Here is an 18241-nt window from a genome sequence, read left to right as displayed (position 1 = left end):
AGGCTCTGCGGAGGAGACGTCGGTGAGATGAGAATGAGAAGACTCTCATTTGCCGGCGGATTAGCCTGTCGGGGCAACGAGATGATCGTCTCGGGACTATCATCGCCGAGTTAGGTTAGCCTTACCTGATCCGGGGGTGCCCTGCTTTGCGGCTCTTCATGACGGCGCTCAAGCCGACGGACTCCGTGACCGACGGGTTCCTGCCGGCGGCTCGCGCGCTCGGCTGCGAGGTCACGATCCTGACCGACCGGCCTGATCAGCACCCGCACGCGGTGGCCTGCGACGTGCGCGACCCGCGCGCCCTCATCGACGCCGTCTCGCGGCTCGGGCGGCCGGACGCCCTGTTCAGCAACTCCGACCACCTGCAGACCGAGACCGCGCTGGCCGTCGACTACTTCGGGCTGCCCGGCAAGGACTGGCGGGCCTGCCTGTCGGCCAAGAACAAGTACCTGATGCGCCGGAAGCTGGCCGAGGCCGGGGTGGAAGAGGTCTTCTCGATCCAGTTGGGTCCGGACGACGCCGTTCCCGGCGGCCTGCCGTACCCCTTGGTGGTAAAGCCCCGCGAGGGGGTGGCCAGCGAGGACGTGATACTGGTGGAGCAGGACCTCGAGAAGGCCGTCGCGGCGGTGCGGCGCGCGCGGCCGGGCGCGTTCGTGGTCGTGGAGGAGTACCTGGAGGGGCCGCTGCGCACGCTGGAGACGCTGGGCGACGCGGCGGGCACGCGGGTGCTGGGCGGTTACGCGACGAAGCTGGGGCCGCTGCCGCACTTCGTGGAGGAGCGGCTGGACTGGGCGCCCGACGGGCCGCACGAGCACGTGCTGGCCGCGCTCGCGGCGCTGGGCGCGGGCTTCGGCGCCTGCCACACCGAGTACGTGCTCACGCCCGCCGGACCGCGCATCGTCGAGGTGAACTACCGGGTCATCGGCGACCACTGCGACTTCCTGCTCGGCGACATCCTGGGCGTCCCGCTGTTCGAGTGGATCCTGCGCGCGCACCTGGGCGAGCGGCTCCCCGCCACACCCCCCACTCCCGGGTACGGCACCGCCGTCAGCCTCGTCGCCGACCGATCGGGAACGATCACCCAGGCTCCGGCGGCGGAGGAACGCTCCCACGACGGCGTCCGCCTCTGGCACCGCCCCCTGCGCGCCGCCGGAGAACACATCACCAGGACCCACACCAACCGCGACTATCTGGGCGTCATCCGCGCGGTCGGCCCCGACCGCGCCCGGGTCGAGGCGGCGGTGGACGCCTACCGAGCGGAGCGGCCGTGGGTGATCTCGGCGTGACTCCCGACTCCACCCAGGCCAGGCTGGCCGCGCGGGTGCTCGACGCCCTGCTGCGCGAGGACTACGGCGGCCTGTCGCGGCGGGTGAGCAGGACCAGGGAGGGCGTGCGGCTGACCCTGGCCGACGGCATGGTCGTCCGGCTGGTGCCCGGCTCGCTCTACCAGGACTTCGTCGTGGCCCCCGAGGAACGCCTGCGCCTTGAGCAGGTGCTCGCCACGCTGGCGGAGATCGCCGACCCCGCCGACGCGCAGGGCGTGGCGGCCTTCGCCGACGAGTGCGCGGCGGCGCTGACCGCCGGTGAGCTGCACGCCCGGCACGCCGATCGGGTGCTGGCGAGCGGCCCCTCCTACGAGACGCTGGCGGCGTTCGTGGAGCATCCGGTGTATCCGACCTCGCGGGCCAGGGTGGGGATGAGCGCGTCGGACCTGCTGGCGTACGCGCCGGAGTTCGGGCCGTCGTTCGCGCTGCGCTGGGTCGAGGTGCCCGGCCACGACGAGCCGTTCCCCGTGCACCCGCTGACGATCGGCGAGGCACTCAAGGTCGAAGGGGTGCGCGAGGTCGGGGGGCGGCGGGCGATCGTGCGGCCCACGCTGTCGATGCGGACCGTGGAGCTGGACGCGCGTACCCATCTCAAGCTGCCGATCCCGGTCAGCACGCTGGGCGTGCGCAACCGCCGCTCGATCAAGCCGGGGACGCTGCGCGACGGCGCCCTGGCCGAGCTGCTGGTGCGGGAGCTGGCCGACCCGGACGTGCTCGTCGCCGACGAGCAGACGTACGCGCACTCCGGCCACGAGTACCTGGCGTGGATGATCCGCAGGCTGCCGGAGGGCAGGATCGTCCCGGTCGCCGCGCTGAACGCTCCGTCCGTGCTCGACCGCCTGGGCGACGTCGTCCCCGGCTACCTGCGCATCCTGCTGCGCTGGAACGTGCGGCTGTTCGTCCGCCACGGCGTCGCGCTGGAGGCGCACCAGCAGAACCTCGCGCTCGTGTTCACCGACGGCGCGATGAAGCTGCTGGTCAAGGACAACGACGGGCTGCTGGCCTCGCCCGCGCGGCTGCGCGCGGCCGGGATCGAGCCGCCTGACTTCACCGACGAGCGCATGCTGACCGACGACCCCCACGCGCTGGCCGACGTGTTCGTGACAATCACGCTGCACCTGGCCGCCGCGGCGGTCGCCTTCGGGGCGCTGCCCCACGAGCGGGCCGCGAGGCTGCTGCGCGAGACCCTCGCCGAGGCGCTCGACGAGCACGGCGAGGACCCCATGGCCCGGCTGCTGCGCGCCAGGACGCTCGACGCGGCCCGGCTCACCGGGAAATCGATGATCACCGCGGGCACCCTGGTGGCCAAGGAGCGTTCCGGCGCCCGCGACGTCAACAAGTACTACGGCGCCAGCGGGCCCAACTACCTGAGGAGAGCGTGACGTGGAAAGCCTGGTCCTCGACTCCCCCGCAGCGTCGCCTCCACGTGCCGAGGAGGCGACCCTGGCCGCGCTGCTGCGCTGCTGCGTGCGGGAAGTGGCGGGGCCGCGCGGCCAGGTGTGGCCGGCGCCGCCGTACCTGCTGCTGCGGGTGGGCGGGGCGTTGCTGCGGGCACGCACGCGCGGCGGCGCCGCGCTGCGCTTCACCGGCCCGCCTGAGCGGCTGGAGCAGGGCGTCTGGGTGCCTCTGACCACCGATGAGCTGGTACGGCGGGCTGTATCCGACCTGAGCCTGGGCGAGGTGAACGCGGAGTTCGCCGGGCAGGTGGCCGCCAGCCGCGAGGCGCTGGAGGCGATCCTGCGGGCGCGGGCCGAGGCGGTCGCCCCCGCCGACCCGTGGCTGGCCTCCGAGCAGGCGCTGGTCTACGGGCATCCGTTCCATCCGAGCCCGAAGGCGCGCGGCGGGCGGGACTGGCTGGCGTACGCGCCGGAGGCGCACGCGCGCTTCCCTCTCCGGTTGCTGGGGGTGCGCGACGACGTGGTGGCGCAGGAGGGCGTGACCGGCGTGCTGGACCGGCTGGGAGAGGCGCCGCCCGGCTACACGCTGCTGCCCGCGCACCCGTGGCAGCTCGACCTGCTCGGCCCGGTCTTCGACGACCGGCTCGTCGACCTGGGTCCGGGGCCGGCGGTGGTGCCGACGTCGTCGGTCAGGACGGTTTACGCGCCGGATCTCGGGGTGTGCCTGAAGTTCTCGCTGGATGTCCGGATCACGAATTGTGTACGGAAGAACGCGTGGTACGAGCTGGCGGGGGCGGTGGAGCTGAACCGCCGTTTGGGCACGATATTTGACGAAATTTCCGGCAAGTACCCTGCGACACGCTGGCTGCCCGAACCCGGCTACCGCTCCGCGGGCCTCGGCACGCGGCTGCTGGAGGGGCTCGGTGTGATCGTGCGCTCCAGCCCGTGGTCGGTCACCTCCCCCGGCGTCACGCCGGTGCTGGCCGGGGCGCTGGCCGCCGAGGGCGTGCGCACGCCCGACCCCGCCGCCTGGTGGCGGGCCTACGTGGCGGCGCTGGTGCCGCCCGTGCTGGAGCTGTACTTCCGGCACGGCGTGGTCCTGGAGCCGCACCTGCAGAACGTGCTGGTCGGGCTCGGGCCCGACGGCCTGCCCGCCGAGGTGGTCTTCCGCGACCTGGAGGGGACCAAGCTGGTCACCGGCCGCCACGACCTGACCGGCGTGCCCGCCCGCGTGGCCGAGTCGCTGTCCTACGACGCCGAGCGCGGCTGGGCCAGGGTGGCCTACTGCCTGCTGGTCAACCACCTCACCGAGATCGCCGCCAGCGTGGCGCCCGACGACGCGACGCTGGCGCGGCTGTGGAAGGCCGCCGCCGAGATCATCGGCCGGGTCGCCGCCGACCTGGGCCACCCCGTGCCGCTGTCGGACCTGCTGGCCGGCGCGCCGCTGCCCGCCAAGGCGAACCTGTCGGTGCGCTGGGCCAGGGCCGCCGACCGCGCCGCCGGATACGTCCCGATCGCGAACCCGCTCGCATGAACACCGACCGCATCGCCCAGGCCGCCGGGGACGCGCCCGCCTACGTCTACGACCTGCCCGCCCTCGACGCGCACGCCTCGGCCGTACGGCGAGCCCTGCCCGGCATCGAGCTCTACTACGCGGTCAAGGCCAACCCCGACCCCGAGCTGCTCCGCGTCCTCGAACCCCACGTGGACGGCTTCGAGGTCTCCTCAGGCGGCGAACACGCCCACGTCAGCGCCCTCTTCCCGGACAAACCACTGGCGTTGGGCGGCCCCGGCAAGACCGACGCCGAACTGCTCCTGCCCGCCCACCGCCTGCACGTGGAGTCCCCGAACGAACTGCGCCGCCTGCTCGATTCGGGCCGCCCCGCCGACGTCCTCCTGCGCGTGAACCCCGACCTCCCCGTCGAGGGCGCCGCCCTCACGATGAACGGCCCGTTCGGGATGGACGAGGAGGACGCGCGCGCCTGCCTCCCCCTGTTCGACGACCGGGTACGGCTACGCGGCCGCCACTACCACCTCGCCAGCGGCCTGAACGCCGACCAGTTGCTGAAGCTGGCCGAGACCCTGCTGTCCAGCGACCCGGGCGAGGTGAACCTGGGCGGCGGCATGGCCGTGGACTACCACGACCCGTCCGCCCGCTTCGACTGGCCCGCCTACGGCACCGGCCTGGCCCGCCTGCGCACCCCCGGCCAGACGGTCCGCGTCGAACCCGGCCGTTCTCTGACCGCGTACTGCGGCTACTACGTGACCAGGGTCGTGGACGTGAAGCGGGTGCGCGGCATGGCGTACGCGATCGTCCTGGGCGGCACCCACCACCTGCGCACCCCCGTCACCAAGGGCCACGACCAGCCCTTCACCGTCCTGCCCACCGGCGACGGCGTCGGGGTGCACGAGGAACCGGTGACGCTGGCAGGCCAGCTCTGCACTCCCAAGGACGTCTTCGCCCGCGGGGTCACCACCTCGATCCGGGTGGGCGACACCGTGATCTTCGCCATGGCCGGGGCCTACGCCTGGAACATCTCCCACCACGACTTCCTCATGCACCCCAAACCCACCTTCCACTACCTGTCCGAGTGAGGATGGGGTCAGGTGGTGTGGGGGACGGCTTCTACGAGGGCGATGAGGCCGTCGGCGTCGAGGAGGTTCACGGGGCGGACGGTCTCGTTGGAGCGGACGTAGTGGAAGGCGGCGCCCACCTGGTCGAGTGGGACCTTAGCTAGGTGTGACCAGGCCAGCCGGTACGCCGCGAGCTGCACCGAGGCGGCGGCAGCGGCCTTGCCCGTGGGGCGGGCGCCGGTCTTCCAGTCGACCACCTCGTACGAACCGTCGGGCAACTGGAAGACGGCGTCCATGCGGCCTCTGACCACCCGGTCGGCGATCATGGTCTCGAAGGGGACCTCCAGCTCCAGGGGTTTGCGGGTGGCCCATTCGCTTTCCTCGAAGCGTTCCTGCAGCTCGGCCAGCCGTACGTCGGCCTCTTCCTCGACGATCTCCAGGCCGGGCAGCTCGAAGTCGTCGATGAGGCGCTGCTGGTCCCAGCGCGTCTCCAGCCAGCGGTGGAACGAGGTGCCCCGGCGGGCCAGCGGCGCGGGCTTGACGGGGACGGGGCGGCGGATCCTGCGGGCCAGTTCCTTGGCGTCGGCGGCCAGCGTGACCAGCGAGGACACGGTCAGCTTCGACGGCAGCTCGACCGTCCTGCCGCCGCCGCGCCGATACAGCTCGCGCTCGCGCAGCAGCAGGTCGGTGTCGCGTTCCCAGGCACGCACGCGCTCCTGCTCGAAGGACTTCAGCGGCTGGTCCTCGGCCGGACCGTCCAGGCGGCCGGACAGCGCGTCCTCGACCAGGCGGGCGCCGTCCAGGACCGCCTCGTACCTGTCGCCCTCGGGGACGACCGGCCAGGTGGCCTCGGCGGGCTCGTCCAGCAGCGGGTTGGTGGCGCCGTCGGCCAGTTCCGGCGCCCAGAAGGCCACGCGGTCGCTCGTGTCGCGGATCTCCAGCAGGAACTCCGACGGCTCCAGCGGCTTGGTCGCGCTGCCCCAGCGGTAGCCGGAGGCGATCAGGTGGTAGTGCGCCCTGGTGACCGCCACATAGGCCAGGCGCCGCTCCTCCATGAGGTCGCGCGCGCGGCAGCGCTCGTCGAACGCGCCCAGCTCCTCCTTGCTCAGCCCGCCCAGCCGGGGCAGGTCCGCGGCATCCCCTCTGAGGGGGTACGGGAGCTTGCGCGGGTTGTCGGTCCACCGGCTGTTGGTGACCGGTGTCGCCGGGAACATGCTGCCGGTGGCGATCGTCCCCTTCGAGCTGATGAGCTGCGACAGTCCGGGCACCACCACGACCGGCCACTCCAGTCCCTTGGAGGCGTGCACGGTCATCAGCTTCACGCTGTTGCTCTCGCCCACGCGCCCGGCCTCCAGGCCGAACTCCTCGCTCTCCGCCGCCTCCAGGTAGGCCAGGAACGCGCCGAGCGTCGGGTCCTCCGCGTCACCGGCGAAGCGGGAGGCGGCGTCGAGGAAGGCGTCCAGGTCGGCGCGGGCGGCGAAGGCGCTGACCGTGCCGCCGCGGGCGGCCACCTCGATGTCGAGGCCGAGCTTGCGCTCCACCTCGGTGATCAGGTCGGGCAGCGGCTGGGCGGTGTGGGCGCGGAGCTGGCGCAGCTCGTGAGCCAGCGCGACCAGGCGGGTCCTGGCCAGCGGCGAGAACGACTCCAGCCACTCCTCGCGATCCGGCAGCTCGTCCAGGGCGTCGATCAGGCTGCCGCGCTCCTCCGCGAGGTCGGCGACCACCTGGTCGAGCGGGTCCTTCTCCGGCCTGGCGCCCTCCCTGGCCTCGCGGGTCAGCTCGCGGGCGTACTCGCCGAGCTGGCGCAGGTCGGCGGGACCGATCCGCCACCTCGGCCCGGCCATGAGCCTGGCCAGGGCGTCTCCGGCCGTCGGGTCATACAGGGCGCGCAGGGTGGCGACGATGTCGTTGACCTCGGGGACGGTGAGCAGGCCGCCGAGCCCGACGACCTCCACCGGGATGTCGCGGGCCTCCAGCGCGCGGCGCAGGGCGGGGAACTGCGAGCGCTTGCGGGCCAGGATCGCCACGTCCTGGGGCTGGAGTTCCAGGGTCTTCTTGCGTTCCTTCTCGCCCCAGGGCAGGCCGTCGGGGGCGACGTCCTGGCCGAGCATCTTCTTTATGCCTTCGGCGATCCACTCGGCCTCGTCCTCGGCGGTCTCGTGGAAGGCGCAGGTGACGCGGCCGCGGTCCTTGCGGTTGGCGCCGGGCACCAGGACGGGCACCTCCCTGGCCTCCATGCGCAGCGGGATCTGGACCCGGGCGGCGACGTCGAGGACGCGGTCGCCGTTGCGGAAGCTGACCGAGAGCTGCCGCACCGGGGCCTGGTCGCCGGAGGCCGTCCTGAAGTCCTGGGCGAAGCGGCGCAGGTTTCCCGCGGAGGCGCCGCGCCAGCCGTAGATGGACTGGCAGGGGTCGCCGACCGCGGTGACCGGGTGCCCGCCGCCGAACAGGCTCCTGAGCAGGACGAGCTGGGCGTGGCTGGTGTCCTGGTACTCGTCGAGGAGGACGACGGAGAACCTGTCGCGTTCGATCTGGCCGACCTCGGGGTGCTTGCTGGCGATCCGGGCGGCCAGCGACATCTGGTCGCCGTAGTCGATGACCTCGCGGCCGCGCTTCAGCCGTTCGTAGGCCGCCACCAGGGGGAGGAGTTGCTCCCTCGCCCGTTGCACCGAGACGGGCTTGCGCTGGGCCACCGTCGTCTTGGCGGGGAGCAGGCCGTACTGCTCGTCGAGCCACTCGCCGACGTCCCGCACGTCCGCGCCCGCGCGCAGGTGCTCCGACAGCTCCCCCGCGAGTTCCAGTACGGCGGCCGTGACCGACGGCGGCCCCAGCTCGATCTTGTCCATCGGCCCGTCGTACATGGCCACGACCCGCGAGGCGAGCTGCCACGAGACGGCCGGAGTGACCAGGCGCATCGTCGGCTCCAGCGCCTCGCGCAGCGCGTGGTCGGTGACCAGGCGCGCGGCGTAGGCGTGGTAGGTGGAGACGGTCGGCTCCTCGTCCAGCAGCGACGGCTCGACCAGTCCGGCCTCGACCAGGCCGTTGAGGCGCTCGCGCACCCGGTTGGCCAGCTCCGCGGCGGCCTTGCGGGTGAACGTGAGTCCGAGCACGTTGCCCGGGCTCACCAGCCCGTTGGCGACCAGCCAGACCACGCGCCCGGCCATGGTCTCGCTCTTGCCCGAGCCCGCCCCGGCCATGACGACCATCGGCTCCAGCGGCGCCTGGATGACGTACTCCTGCTCCGGAGTGGGCGGCAGGACGCCCAGCTTGTCGGCGAGCTCTCCCGGACTCAGCACACCTGGCCCCCGTTGTCGTTGACCGGGCAACTGGCCTTCGCGGCGCACGTACGACAGCCGTCGTTGACCTTCGCCTGGAAGAACGGGCCCGACATCCCGATCGCGACGGTGTCGACCAGGTCCTTGGCCCAGCCGGGGTCCCGGTCGTCGGCCAGGGCGGGCTGAGCCTGCTCCAGCGCGTCGTTCTTGCCGCCCGCCTTGCCGAGCTGCACCAGCGAGGCGCCGCCGGGCTCGCTCATGCCGTGCCTGGCGAAGGCGCCGAGCAGCGCGGCGAGCTGGTAGACGCCCAACTGGGGATGGCGGTCGAGGTCGCCCGCCTTGGGCTTGCTCGACCCGGTCTTGAGGTCGATGATGACGGCCCGGCCGTCGGAGTCGCGTTCGACCCGGTCCACCCTGCCCTTGATCAGGACGCCGTCGCCGACCATGGCCGTGAACGCCTCCTCCAGGGCGACGAGTTCGCGCGGGTTCTCCTTGTGCCAGCGCAGGAACTTGGTGATCATCTGCTCGGCCACCTGGCGCTGCTTGCGGTTGAACCAGACGCCGCCGAAGTCCAGTTCGCTCCAGATCTCGTCCAGGCGGCGGCCGAGGAGGTCCTCGCTGGGCAGGTCGGTGGCGGCCAGCACGGCCAGGGCGTGGATGACCGTGCCGAGGCCCTGGGCGCTGCTCGTCCCCGCGGCGCCGACCGCCGTCTCCAGGAGCCAGCGCAGGCCGCACTTGGTGAAGCTCTCCACGGCCGAGGGCGAGATGCGCACGATGTCGTCCGGCCAGCCGAGGGGGCGGTCGTCGGAGATGGGCGTGAGCGCGTACCAGTCGTTGGGATGCGCGCCCTGCACTCCCGCGGCGGCGAGCCTGGCCAGGTGTTGCGCGGCCTCCTGCCGGATTTTTGCCGACTTTGTGGGATCTGTTACGGCGCTGCGGAGGTCGGCCACGAGCGCCGACATGTTCAGCCAGCGGGCCTGGTCGTCCACCGTCGCCGCTTCCACGGAACCCGGCATCAGCTCCGCCAGGAACCGCGACGGCCGCTCGTCGGTGTCCTCCCCGCCGACCGCCGTCACGACCAGCCTCCTACGCGCCCTGGTCGCGGCCACGTAGAACAGGCGGCGTTCCTCGGCCAGCAGCTTCGAGGCCAGCGACGCCGTACTGGGCTGCGCGCCCTCTGCCAGCTCGACCAGGTCCTCGGCGCCCAGCATCGAGCCCCGCAGCCGCAGATCCGGCCACACGCCCTCCTGAACGCCCGCCACCACCACGACGTCCCACTCCAGGCCCTTGGAGCGGTGCGCGGTCAGCACCCGCACGGCGTCGCCGTCCGGCGCCCGCTCGGCCAGCGTGTCGCCCGGGATCTCCTGGGAGGCGATGTCGTCCAGGAACACCTCGGCACCGGCCCTGGGCATCCGGTCCACGAACCTGGCGGCGTGGTCGAACAACGCCACCACGGCGTCGAGGTCCCTGTCCGCCTGGGCGCCGCGCGCGCCGCCGGACAGGCTCAGGTCGGTCCAGCGCTCCGCCAGGCCGCTGCCCTGCCAGATGGCCCAGAGGACCTCCTCGGCGGTGCTCTGCGCCTTGACCGCTTCCTTGGCGGCGTGGAGGAGGTTGGCTATGCGTTCTGCGGGGTGGGCTATGTGGGGTTCAATGCGGGTGAGTTCGCGTACGTCCCGGATGGCCGCTACGAGCAGCTCGCCAGAGGACCTGACGCCTTCCCTGGCCCGAGCTTCCCCCGCTTCGCCGGCCCGCTCCTGAGCCCCCGCTTCCTCCCCTTCCTGAACCGACGCTTCCTCGCTTTCCTGAGCCCGCGCTTCCTCCCCTGCTTGCGGCCGGGCTTCCTCGTCTTCCTGAGCCCGCGCTTCCTCCTCCTGAGGCGCGGCCGCTTCCTCCGTGGCTTCCTCGGCGGCTTCCTCCGTGGCTTCCTCTGCGGCGGCGGCCTCGTTTTCGGCGATCTTCAGGGCGCGGCGGAGGCGGCGCACGCCGATCATGTCGGTGCCGCCCAACGGACCGGTGAGCAGCTCCTCCACCACGGACTCGTCCAGTTCCTCCGGGTACAGCGCCATCCTGAGCGTCGTCAGCAGGGGCCGAACCCCGGGCTCCTGGGCGATCGGCACCTCGTCGCCCGCCACCATCGTGGGCACTCCGGCGCTCACCAGAGCCCTGCGCAGGAGCGGCACCTGGCGGGTGGCCGAGCGGACCAGCACGGCCATCCGGTGCCACGGCACACCGTCGATCAGGTGCGCCCGGCGCAGCGCGTCGGCCACCACGGCGGCCTCCTGGCTGGTGGAGTCGGCCAGCAGCACCCGGACCTCGCCGGGTTCGGCGTCGTCGAGCGGCACCAGGTCCCGGTGCCCCCACGCCTTCGGCACGTACGGGACGGCGGCTGCCCGAGGCTCGGGACGATCGTCGGCAGGCGGCTCGGCGCCGGGCTCCCCGGTGTCGGCGGCTGGCCGCTCGGTGTCGGTGATCGGCGGCTCGGCGTCGGTGATCGGCCGCTCGATGCCGGTGATCGGCTGCTCGGTGTCGGTGATCGGCGGCTCGATGCCGGTGATCTCGAACGGGTCGTCGCCGGGCAGGTCGTCCGTGGGGCCTGTGGTCAGGAGGGTTTCGAAGGCGGGGTCCAGCGGCTCTTCCTGGTCCGCGGGCGGCTGGGCCGTACCGGATGGCTGGGGGACGGTCGGGTCGGGGGTGACCGTGAGGTCGGGGATGATCGTGAGGTCGGGGGTGGGGGCGGCGGGGAGGCGGGTGGCGACGCGGCGGGAGGCCGTCAGCAGGTCGGACCCGCTGCGGCGGCACACGCGCAGGGCCACCACGGGCGCCTCGCGGCCGTCCAGGGTGCGGAAGCGCTCGGGGAAGCGCAGGATGCCGCGGACGTCGGCGCCACGGAAGCCGTAGATGGACTGGTCGGGGTCGCCCACGGCCACCAGGTCCCGGCCGTCGCCGGCGAGCTGCTGCAGCAGGTACTCCTGGGCCGGGTCGGTGTCCTGGTACTCGTCCACGAACACCATGTCGTAGGCCGCCCGCTCGCGGCGGCGTACGTCGGGATCCGACAGCAGGCCCGCCGCGGCCTTGATCAGCTCGGCGTAGTCGAGCACCGGCTCGGGATCGAGGTCGAAACGCTCCTGGTAGCGCAGGGAGAACCTGCCCGCCGCCACCCAGTCGGCCCTGCCGTGCTGACGGCCGAGCGCTACCAGGCGATCGCCGTCGAGCCCGCGCTCCCCCGCCCGCGACAGGAAGTCGCGCAACTCCTCGGCGAACCCGCGTGTCTTGAGCGGCTCCCGCAGGGCCTGCGGCCACTGCGGGGCGCCGTCCTCCAGCTCACCGTGAAGCAGCCGCCGGATCTCCAGCAGTTGCTCCGGCCCGCTCAGCAGCCGCGGCGGCTCCAGCCCAGCCTGTACGGCTTCGCGACGCAACAACGCGTAGGCATAGCTGTGGAAGGTGACGGCCAGCGGCGTACGCGTGGTCCTGCGCAGCCGTCCCGTGATCCGCTCCCGCAGCTCACCGGCCGCCTTCCGGCCGAACGTCAGGATGAGCACCCGCTCAGGATCCAGCCCCCGCCGTTCGATCCGGTCGACGACGGTCTCCACGACGGTGGTCGTCTTCCCGGTGCCGGGTCCGGCGAGCACCAGCAGCGGCCCACCCGGATGCTCGACCACGGCACGCTGGTACTCGTCGAGCACAGGGGCCTCAACCGGTCCCCCGCCCCCACGTCGCACCAACCGCCAGGTCTGACCACTCACAGCACTAGATTCCACCAGACCACAGGGGTAGATCGTGCCGCCTTGACCGTTCTCCCCACGGGTCCGCCCACGCTACCGGCCCAATCCCCCAATATCCCGCCAACCCGCCGCCCACCCCACGCCCCAAAAATCCCCGACGCCGGGCCGTTACGGCGGGCCGTGTGTCCGACGTGAGAAGCGACCCCCACGATCGGCGCCCGCCCGCGTCGGCGGGTGGCGTGGGGGCGGCTTGCCGTTAGGACTAGTGCGGGGAGAGCGACGAACGGCGGGATGCCCACGCTCAGAAGCGCCCAGCCAGAACGGCGGGATGCCCACGCCCGTAGCGCCCGGCCAGAACGGCGGGCACCCACGCTCAGAAGCGCCCGGCCAGAACCCCGCCGAGCAGCCCGTCGAGCCCCGCCTTGACGTCGGCCGCCTCCCGTCCCCGATGGATCACCAGGTTGGCGGTGAGCGGCGCCAGCAGGGCATCGGCGCTGAACGGCGCGTCGACAGCCGGGTTGGCCTGCCCGATCAGCAGGGTCAGGTGCCGATGGTAGGCCTCATAAGCCCCACCGAACCGGGCGAAAGGCCCAGCCGTCTCCGCCATCAGCAGCAGGTCGAGCTGAGCGAAAGTACGGTCGGTCAGCCCGTGCAGGAAGGCCCGCACCCGCTCCCCGGGCGGCGCCCCGGGCCCCAGCGGCGGCGCCCCCGACAGGAACGCCTCCTGGAACTCCCGTTCCTTGGCGTCGATCAGCGCATAGGCCAGCCCGGACCGATCCCCGAACCGCCGATACAGCGTCCCGACCCCCACCCCCGACGCGGCGGCGACCTCGGCCATCCCCAGCCCGTCGATGCCCTTCTCGGCGACGAGCTCGGCCGCCGCCGCGAGGATCTTCGCCCGGTTCCTGGCGGCATCGGCCCGCTCCTGCGTCACCCGCACACCTTATCGACCCCTTGCCAACCGGAACTGATTCCGCTTAACCTCAAAACGGAACCTATTCCGCTTCTTGGAGGATCATCATGTTGCACGGAAAGGCCGCCCTCGTCACCGGCGGCAGCAGAGGCATCGGCGCCGCCGTGGCCCGCGCTCTCGCCGCCGCCGGGGCCGACGTGGCCATCACCTACGCCAGCGCCGCCGACCGAGCCCAGGCCGTGGTCAAGGACATCGAACTGGCCGGGCGGCGCGGCACCGCCGTACAGGCCGAGGCCGCGGACGAGCGTGCGCTCCGCGCGGCCGTCGACCATGCGGCGGGAACCCTGGGCCGCCTGGACATCCTGGTGAACAACGCCGGAATCGCCCCCTTCGGCCCCCTGGAGGAGGTCACGCTGGAAGAGCTGGACCACACGATGGCGGTGCACGCGCGCGCCGCTTTCCTCCTGGCTCAGGCGTCCGTGCCCTACATGCGGAACGGCGGGCGCATCGTCACCATCGGCAGCAGCCTGGCGGAACGCGTCCCGTATGCCGGTTGGACCCTGTACTCGATGAGCAAGTCCGCCCTGGTGGGCCTGACCAAGGGCCTGGCCCGCGACCTGGGCCCGCTGGACATCACCGCCAACCTGGTACATCCCGGCTCAACCGACACCGACATGAACCCGGCCGACGGACCCGACGCCGACGGCGAGCGCTCCTACACCGCGCTCGGCCGCTACGTGGACCCGGACGACATCGCCGCCACCGTCGTCCACCTGGCCGGACCGGCGGGCCGCAACATCACCGGCACGTCCATCACGGTCGACGCCGGAACGACAGCCTGACCGCCCGCGAGGGGAAGCCCGCCCGGCGGGCGACTCGAACCGGAGCCGCCCGCCGGCCAGAGCCTCAGGCCCCGTCCAGCACCGGGATGAGCTGCTCCTCCTCGTAGTCGAGGTGCTGCTCCACGGCGCTCGCGAGCTCCTCGACCTCCTTCAGCACCGAAGGCGAATCCACGTTCTCGCCCGAGATCACTTCCTGCAGCCTCGCCAGCAACGCGGCGACCTTCTCGTGCTCGTCCCGCAGCCGGTCCATCACCTCCGCGAGCTCAGGATGCTGAGCCGAGACCGCCGGAAAAAGCCCGCGATCCTCGTGCGAATGGTGAATGTGCAGCCCCTGGCAGAGCGTGAGGCAGTTGACCCGCAACTGCGCCCCCAGCCCCGGCCCAGACTCGGCGATCTCCTTCCGGATGAGCACCAGTTCCCGCCGGAAGGCGTCGTGGATCATCCGCAGCGCCTCGCCGAACGACGAGGCCGGAGGCGGCCCGCCCCCGGTCTGCCTGAGCGCGACGACGGGAATCACCCGTGACGTACGCGCCTGATAGTCGCCCCAAGCCGGATCGGCCTCGACCGCCCTGGCCCAGGCCGCGTCCCGTTCCGCACCTTCCAGTACGGTCGCCCGCGCCTCATACGTGAAGATCCCGTCTTCGACGTTGACGACAGGCTCGGCCACGAGATTGTGAAACCAGTCCGGATGCCGCGCCGCCCCGTTGGCCGAGGCGATGACGAGAACCTGCTCGCCCCCGTCCGGCAGGTACCCGAGCGGAACGGTGTGCTGCTCCCCGGAACGCACCCCGGTGGTGCTGAGAAGGAGCAGCCGAGCCCCCTCAAAAGGCCCCCCGACCCGGCCACGGTTGGCCCGAAACTCCTCGATGATCTGCGTGTTGAAATCGAAACTCATTCTTCTCCATGGACGTGAGCTGGTTGACGAGAGATACGGCGAAACGGGGATCCAGGCGGGCTACGCGCCCGCCGATCGCTCACGTTTCAGCCGGGTACCTCTCTCGCTCATGGCCCATGGCCGACCCGGCAGTCACAAACCCAACCCTAGCCCCCAAACCCCCCACCTCAAAGCCACCCCCTCCGCACCCTGTCCATCCAGGGATGCGGTAACACCCAGACGCGGCGCTCCTGCAGAAGCCTCGTCAAAGGGACTGCAGGAGCGACTGACGACGAAGCTCGATGCTCTTGCCCACCCGCTCGAGGATCAGCGGGCTCGACGCGAGCAGGTCCGCGACACGCGGCCACTCATCCACGACACGCTCCACCACTGCAGCCACGACGTCAGGAAGCTGAGCGTCCGGCACGTGCAGCTTCTCCTGCAGCCGGGCAAAGGTCCGCACGGATATCCGCTCGAACAGCTTCGTCTTCCCAAATCTCAAGCCCAGGGTCTCCGGATCCGACTCATCCCGGTATACGTCCGTCGCGACGAAGTCATAGGCAGGAGCCAGGGTCGGGATTCTGGGATCACGATAGATGAGCGACCAGTTCTTCAGGTGCATGTCGCCATTGGATATCAAAATGGAGAAGGCAAGGCGCCTGGCGAACTCCTGAAGGGACTTGACATCCCGCCGCCGATAGATCAACGAGGCGACCGTTTCGTAGTTGCCGACGTACTTGCGGTCCGAATAGATCCCCCGGACCTGCGCGAGATCTTCGATGTGGATCCGGCCGCCTTCGCCACTCCGATCGAACCGCTTGATGGCGTACGCCCAATCTTCATGCACGGGCCAGACGTTGGCCGGAAGCCCCTCAATCTGATCTCGGTGAACCAGCCTGACCTCGGGCACCTCAATCCCGGCGGACTTGGCGAGACTCATCATGGCGAACTCGTTCAGCGGGACGTCGGGGTAAATCCGGTCCGGCAACTTGACGATCCAGTCCCCGCCCTCACCGGAGCCCGGAAGCGTCAGCCGATCCCCTTCCTTGACCATCGAGAACTTCAACATCACCCCGGCCAGCGAGAAACGCCATCCCGGATGGTCGTCGGAATGCGCCTGCACATCGCTTTCATGGGTGACCAGATCCCAATGCGAAGAGTCGTCACCGTCATCGGGCAGAACTCTGACCGCTCCGGGGAGATCGTGCCCCACCTGGGCGAGAAGCTCCATTTCCCGCTCGACGGACACACCTCGGTCCTCTGCCACCCATTCCCGCAGGCGCCCTTCCGGAAGCAGGTTCGAGAACCACGGCGGAAGCCGTAGCGCCGATGCCCGCCGTACCTGAAGGTTCTGTTCAAAATGCAACCCCAGTACGGCACGGCCGGGATCGGTCAGATACTCCTCACCGAACTCGAACCAGGTGTAGTCGCCTCGCTGCCGCAACAGGCCGACCTTCTGATCACCGAGCCAGACCCCGTGGCAGACCTCAGAGAGCGTCATCCCGCTGCTCCTCCACGTCCTCCTCGATGTCCCCGATGATCAGATCATCGAGCGAAGGAGTGTCCTCCTGCTCCCACTCACACATGCGCGCCAGAAACAGTTGCAGATCCCCCTGCATGGTCTGTTCACGGTGTGCCAAGAACCGGTCCACGTCTCCGGCCACCAGAGCATGTTCCGCTTCCGCTTCGATCGAGTGCGACCTGAGCACCGCGCTCCACTCTGCGGTGTCCAGATCGAGGGGCTGAGCGGACAGGACACTGTCGATCTGATTGCCCAGAACCTCGTCCAGGGGCAGGCTCGAGTCGCTGTCGCGCTCGGTGGTCGTCGGAAGAAGGATGCGGTTGGCGGCCAGAATCCGGGAAACCGCCCCAGATCCGAAGACGGCCCGCACCGCCCTGGCCGCGGTCGCCTGATCGACCAGGCTTTCCGCCAGTTGCGCCGACTCGATCTCCTCACCGGTTACCGGCCAGCGGGGATGGAGGTCCCACCAGGAGCACAGGAGAATCCGCGTGGCCGACTCGTCGGTGCGGAACCGCTTCAGGTTGATCGGAATGAATTCAGCGCGATTGACCAGGCCGAAGAGCCCTTGCAACGATCCGGCGATGTCACCGGGCATTATGCGGTGCCCGAGAGTCTGCATCGCGCCGGTGGCACTTCCCCGGAAGACTCCAGGGCCCAGAATCGCGGCCCGCCAGAACCAGCGGCGAAGGAGGCGAACATTGTGGTCACCCGGGACGGGGTAGTGCGCAAAGAAGCGGGTGAGAACGACAAGCAGATACCGATAGGCAAGGAAACTGAAGTGCGGCACTCCAGCCTCTTTCTGCAGGAAGCCGACCGCTCGCTTCAGAGCTTCGGCACCGCGCCGGAACGCCTCGTCCCGACTCTCCCTGGGGAAGTCGCTCGTTATCTTCGAGTCCTCGTCGAACTCCCCTCGCATCTCGCGCGACACGTGGGCGCCACGCCGAGCCAGAACAGCACGCAGGACGGTGCTGGTGTCGATGACACCGAAGTGAAACTCGTCATCCACCTGAGACGCGATCAGCTCCAGACTCAAGGCGCCATCGACCGGCTTCGTCCTCGACGGATGGATCGCAGAGAAGATCTCGGCCCGGGACAGATGCCGGCCGTAGCTGTTCATCCGGTCAAAGATATCGCGCAGGACATCGATGTCGTCCTGCTCGACCTGAATCGCGGAAACCTCGTATTGACGCAGCCTTGCGGTGACCTGACTGGCGTGGTCCAAATATTCCGAGATTTCCGGATACATGGCGAACCACTTGAGGACGAGCTGAAGGTCAAAGAGCACCGGAAGGGGAACGATCAGCGGATCGTCGGTGGCCGGGCGAGGAACACACTCCTGCCGGACCAGGTCGTACGACAGGGCGAACCGCGAATCAGCCGCTCCATCAGGATGCAGCCCATTTGCCAGGCTGATGATTCGTTGCTGCCCGTCCACGACCCACCAGGCCGAATCCAATGCCGGAGCGTCAATCGCCACAACGCCAAGTTTGAGGGGGCCGGCGGGAGCCTCTTTGATCCACAGCAACAATGAGCCGATCGGGTAGCCCCGGACGATGCTGTCGAAGAGTCGCATCACATCCTTTCGCGTCCAGCGAAAGTCACGCTGAAACTCTGGAACGCGAATGTGTCCTCGCCACGCCAGCTCGACCAGGCGCGCCACGGGAAACGTCGTGGCACTGGGTCGGGTGTCGAGCCCAACGCTCATGGGTGTTCCTCCGGTCGTGCTGACACAAGCCTAGCGACTCTCGCCCCGACCATCCTGCGGCTCGACATGCCTCCCGCACACCTGCGCCACGA

The 18241-nt window shown here is 70.5% G+C and carries 11 protein-coding genes; 5 read left to right on the top strand and 6 right to left on the bottom strand.

Annotated elements, in window-relative coordinates; all coding sequences use genetic code 11:
* Positions 1–146: 146 nt before the first annotated feature.
* The 4 genes from ACIBEJ_RS32520 to ACIBEJ_RS32505 are packed head-to-tail and all read left to right on the top strand — an operon-like array spanning position 147 to position 5317.
* On the top strand, positions 147–1286 hold the full coding sequence (locus tag ACIBEJ_RS32520) for a siderophore biosynthesis protein (protein ID WP_397186687.1): 1140 nt from the start codon (positions 147–149) through the stop codon (positions 1284–1286).
* A complete protein-coding gene (locus ACIBEJ_RS32515; protein ID WP_397186686.1) occupies positions 1268–2707 on the top strand; it encodes an IucA/IucC family protein in 1440 nt (479 codons plus the stop codon). The genes ACIBEJ_RS32520 and ACIBEJ_RS32515 overlap by 19 nt, the downstream gene beginning before the upstream one ends.
* Position 2708: 1 nt before the next feature.
* Positions 2709–4256, top strand: coding sequence for an IucA/IucC family protein (locus tag ACIBEJ_RS32510; protein ID WP_397186685.1), 1548 nt, complete (start codon positions 2709–2711; stop codon positions 4254–4256).
* Entirely contained in the window at positions 4253–5317 is a 1065-nt protein-coding gene (locus ACIBEJ_RS32505) for a type III PLP-dependent enzyme (protein WP_397186684.1), read from the top strand. The genes ACIBEJ_RS32510 and ACIBEJ_RS32505 overlap by 4 nt, the downstream gene beginning before the upstream one ends.
* A gap of 8 nt (positions 5318–5325) precedes the next feature.
* On the opposite strand, the gene ACIBEJ_RS32500 is transcribed toward ACIBEJ_RS32505, so the two are convergent.
* From ACIBEJ_RS32500 to ACIBEJ_RS32490, 3 genes are all read right to left on the bottom strand, one after another.
* A complete protein-coding gene (locus tag ACIBEJ_RS32500) occupies positions 5326–8592 on the bottom strand; it encodes a UvrD-helicase domain-containing protein (protein ID WP_397186683.1) in 3267 nt (1088 codons plus the stop codon).
* Positions 8586–12254, bottom strand: coding sequence for a UvrD-helicase domain-containing protein (locus tag ACIBEJ_RS32495; RefSeq protein WP_397186682.1), 3669 nt, complete (start codon positions 12252–12254; stop codon positions 8586–8588). The genes ACIBEJ_RS32500 and ACIBEJ_RS32495 overlap by 7 nt, the downstream gene beginning before the upstream one ends.
* A gap of 412 nt (positions 12255–12666) precedes the next feature.
* Complete coding sequence (locus ACIBEJ_RS32490; protein WP_397186681.1) at positions 12667–13227, bottom strand: TetR/AcrR family transcriptional regulator; 561 nt, start codon at positions 13225–13227, stop codon at positions 12667–12669.
* Between the two features lie 86 nt (positions 13228–13313).
* Between ACIBEJ_RS32490 and ACIBEJ_RS32485 the strand changes: the two genes are divergently transcribed.
* Entirely contained in the window at positions 13314–14048 is a 735-nt protein-coding gene (locus tag ACIBEJ_RS32485; protein WP_397186680.1) for an SDR family NAD(P)-dependent oxidoreductase, read from the top strand.
* A gap of 64 nt (positions 14049–14112) precedes the next feature.
* Here ACIBEJ_RS32485 and ACIBEJ_RS32480 read toward each other — a convergent pair whose 3' ends face one another.
* The 3 genes from ACIBEJ_RS32480 to ACIBEJ_RS32470 form a co-directional block, all read right to left on the bottom strand.
* Positions 14113–14943, bottom strand: a complete 831-nt coding sequence (locus ACIBEJ_RS32480; RefSeq protein ID WP_397186679.1) for a nitroreductase/quinone reductase family protein — start codon at positions 14941–14943, stop codon at positions 14113–14115.
* A gap of 244 nt (positions 14944–15187) precedes the next feature.
* On the bottom strand, positions 15188–16423 hold the full coding sequence (locus ACIBEJ_RS32475; RefSeq protein WP_397186678.1) for a type II toxin-antitoxin system HipA family toxin: 1236 nt from the start codon (positions 16421–16423) through the stop codon (positions 15188–15190).
* Complete coding sequence (locus ACIBEJ_RS32470; RefSeq protein WP_397186677.1) at positions 16410–18149, bottom strand: DUF262 domain-containing protein; 1740 nt, start codon at positions 18147–18149, stop codon at positions 16410–16412. Before ACIBEJ_RS32470 ends, ACIBEJ_RS32475 begins: the two co-directional genes overlap by 14 nt.
* Positions 18150–18241 lie beyond the last annotated feature (92 nt).

It is taken from the genome of Nonomuraea sp. NPDC050790, from assembly GCF_044456745.1.
Classification (GTDB): Bacteria; Actinomycetota; Actinomycetes; order Streptosporangiales; family Streptosporangiaceae; genus Nonomuraea.
The sequence above is the reverse complement of the archived record's forward strand: the minus strand, read 5'-3'. Positions and strand labels throughout refer to the sequence as shown.

Excerpts from the sequence above, each read along its gene's own strand:
- ACIBEJ_RS32505 (WP_397186684.1), top strand. The coding sequence starts at position 4,253 with ATGAACACCGACCGCATCGCCCAGGCCGCCGGGGACGCGCCCGCCTAC.
- ACIBEJ_RS32485 (WP_397186680.1), top strand. The coding sequence starts at position 13,314 with ATGTTGCACGGAAAGGCCGCCCTCGTCACCGGCGGCAGCAGAGGCATC.
- ACIBEJ_RS32480 (WP_397186679.1), bottom strand. The coding sequence starts at position 14,943 with ATGAGTTTCGATTTCAACACGCAGATCATCGAGGAGTTTCGGGCCAAC.
- ACIBEJ_RS32475 (WP_397186678.1), bottom strand. The coding sequence starts at position 16,423 with ATGACGCTCTCTGAGGTCTGCCACGGGGTCTGGCTCGGTGATCAGAAG.
- ACIBEJ_RS32470 (WP_397186677.1), bottom strand. The coding sequence starts at position 18,149 with ATGAGCGTTGGGCTCGACACCCGACCCAGTGCCACGACGTTTCCCGTG.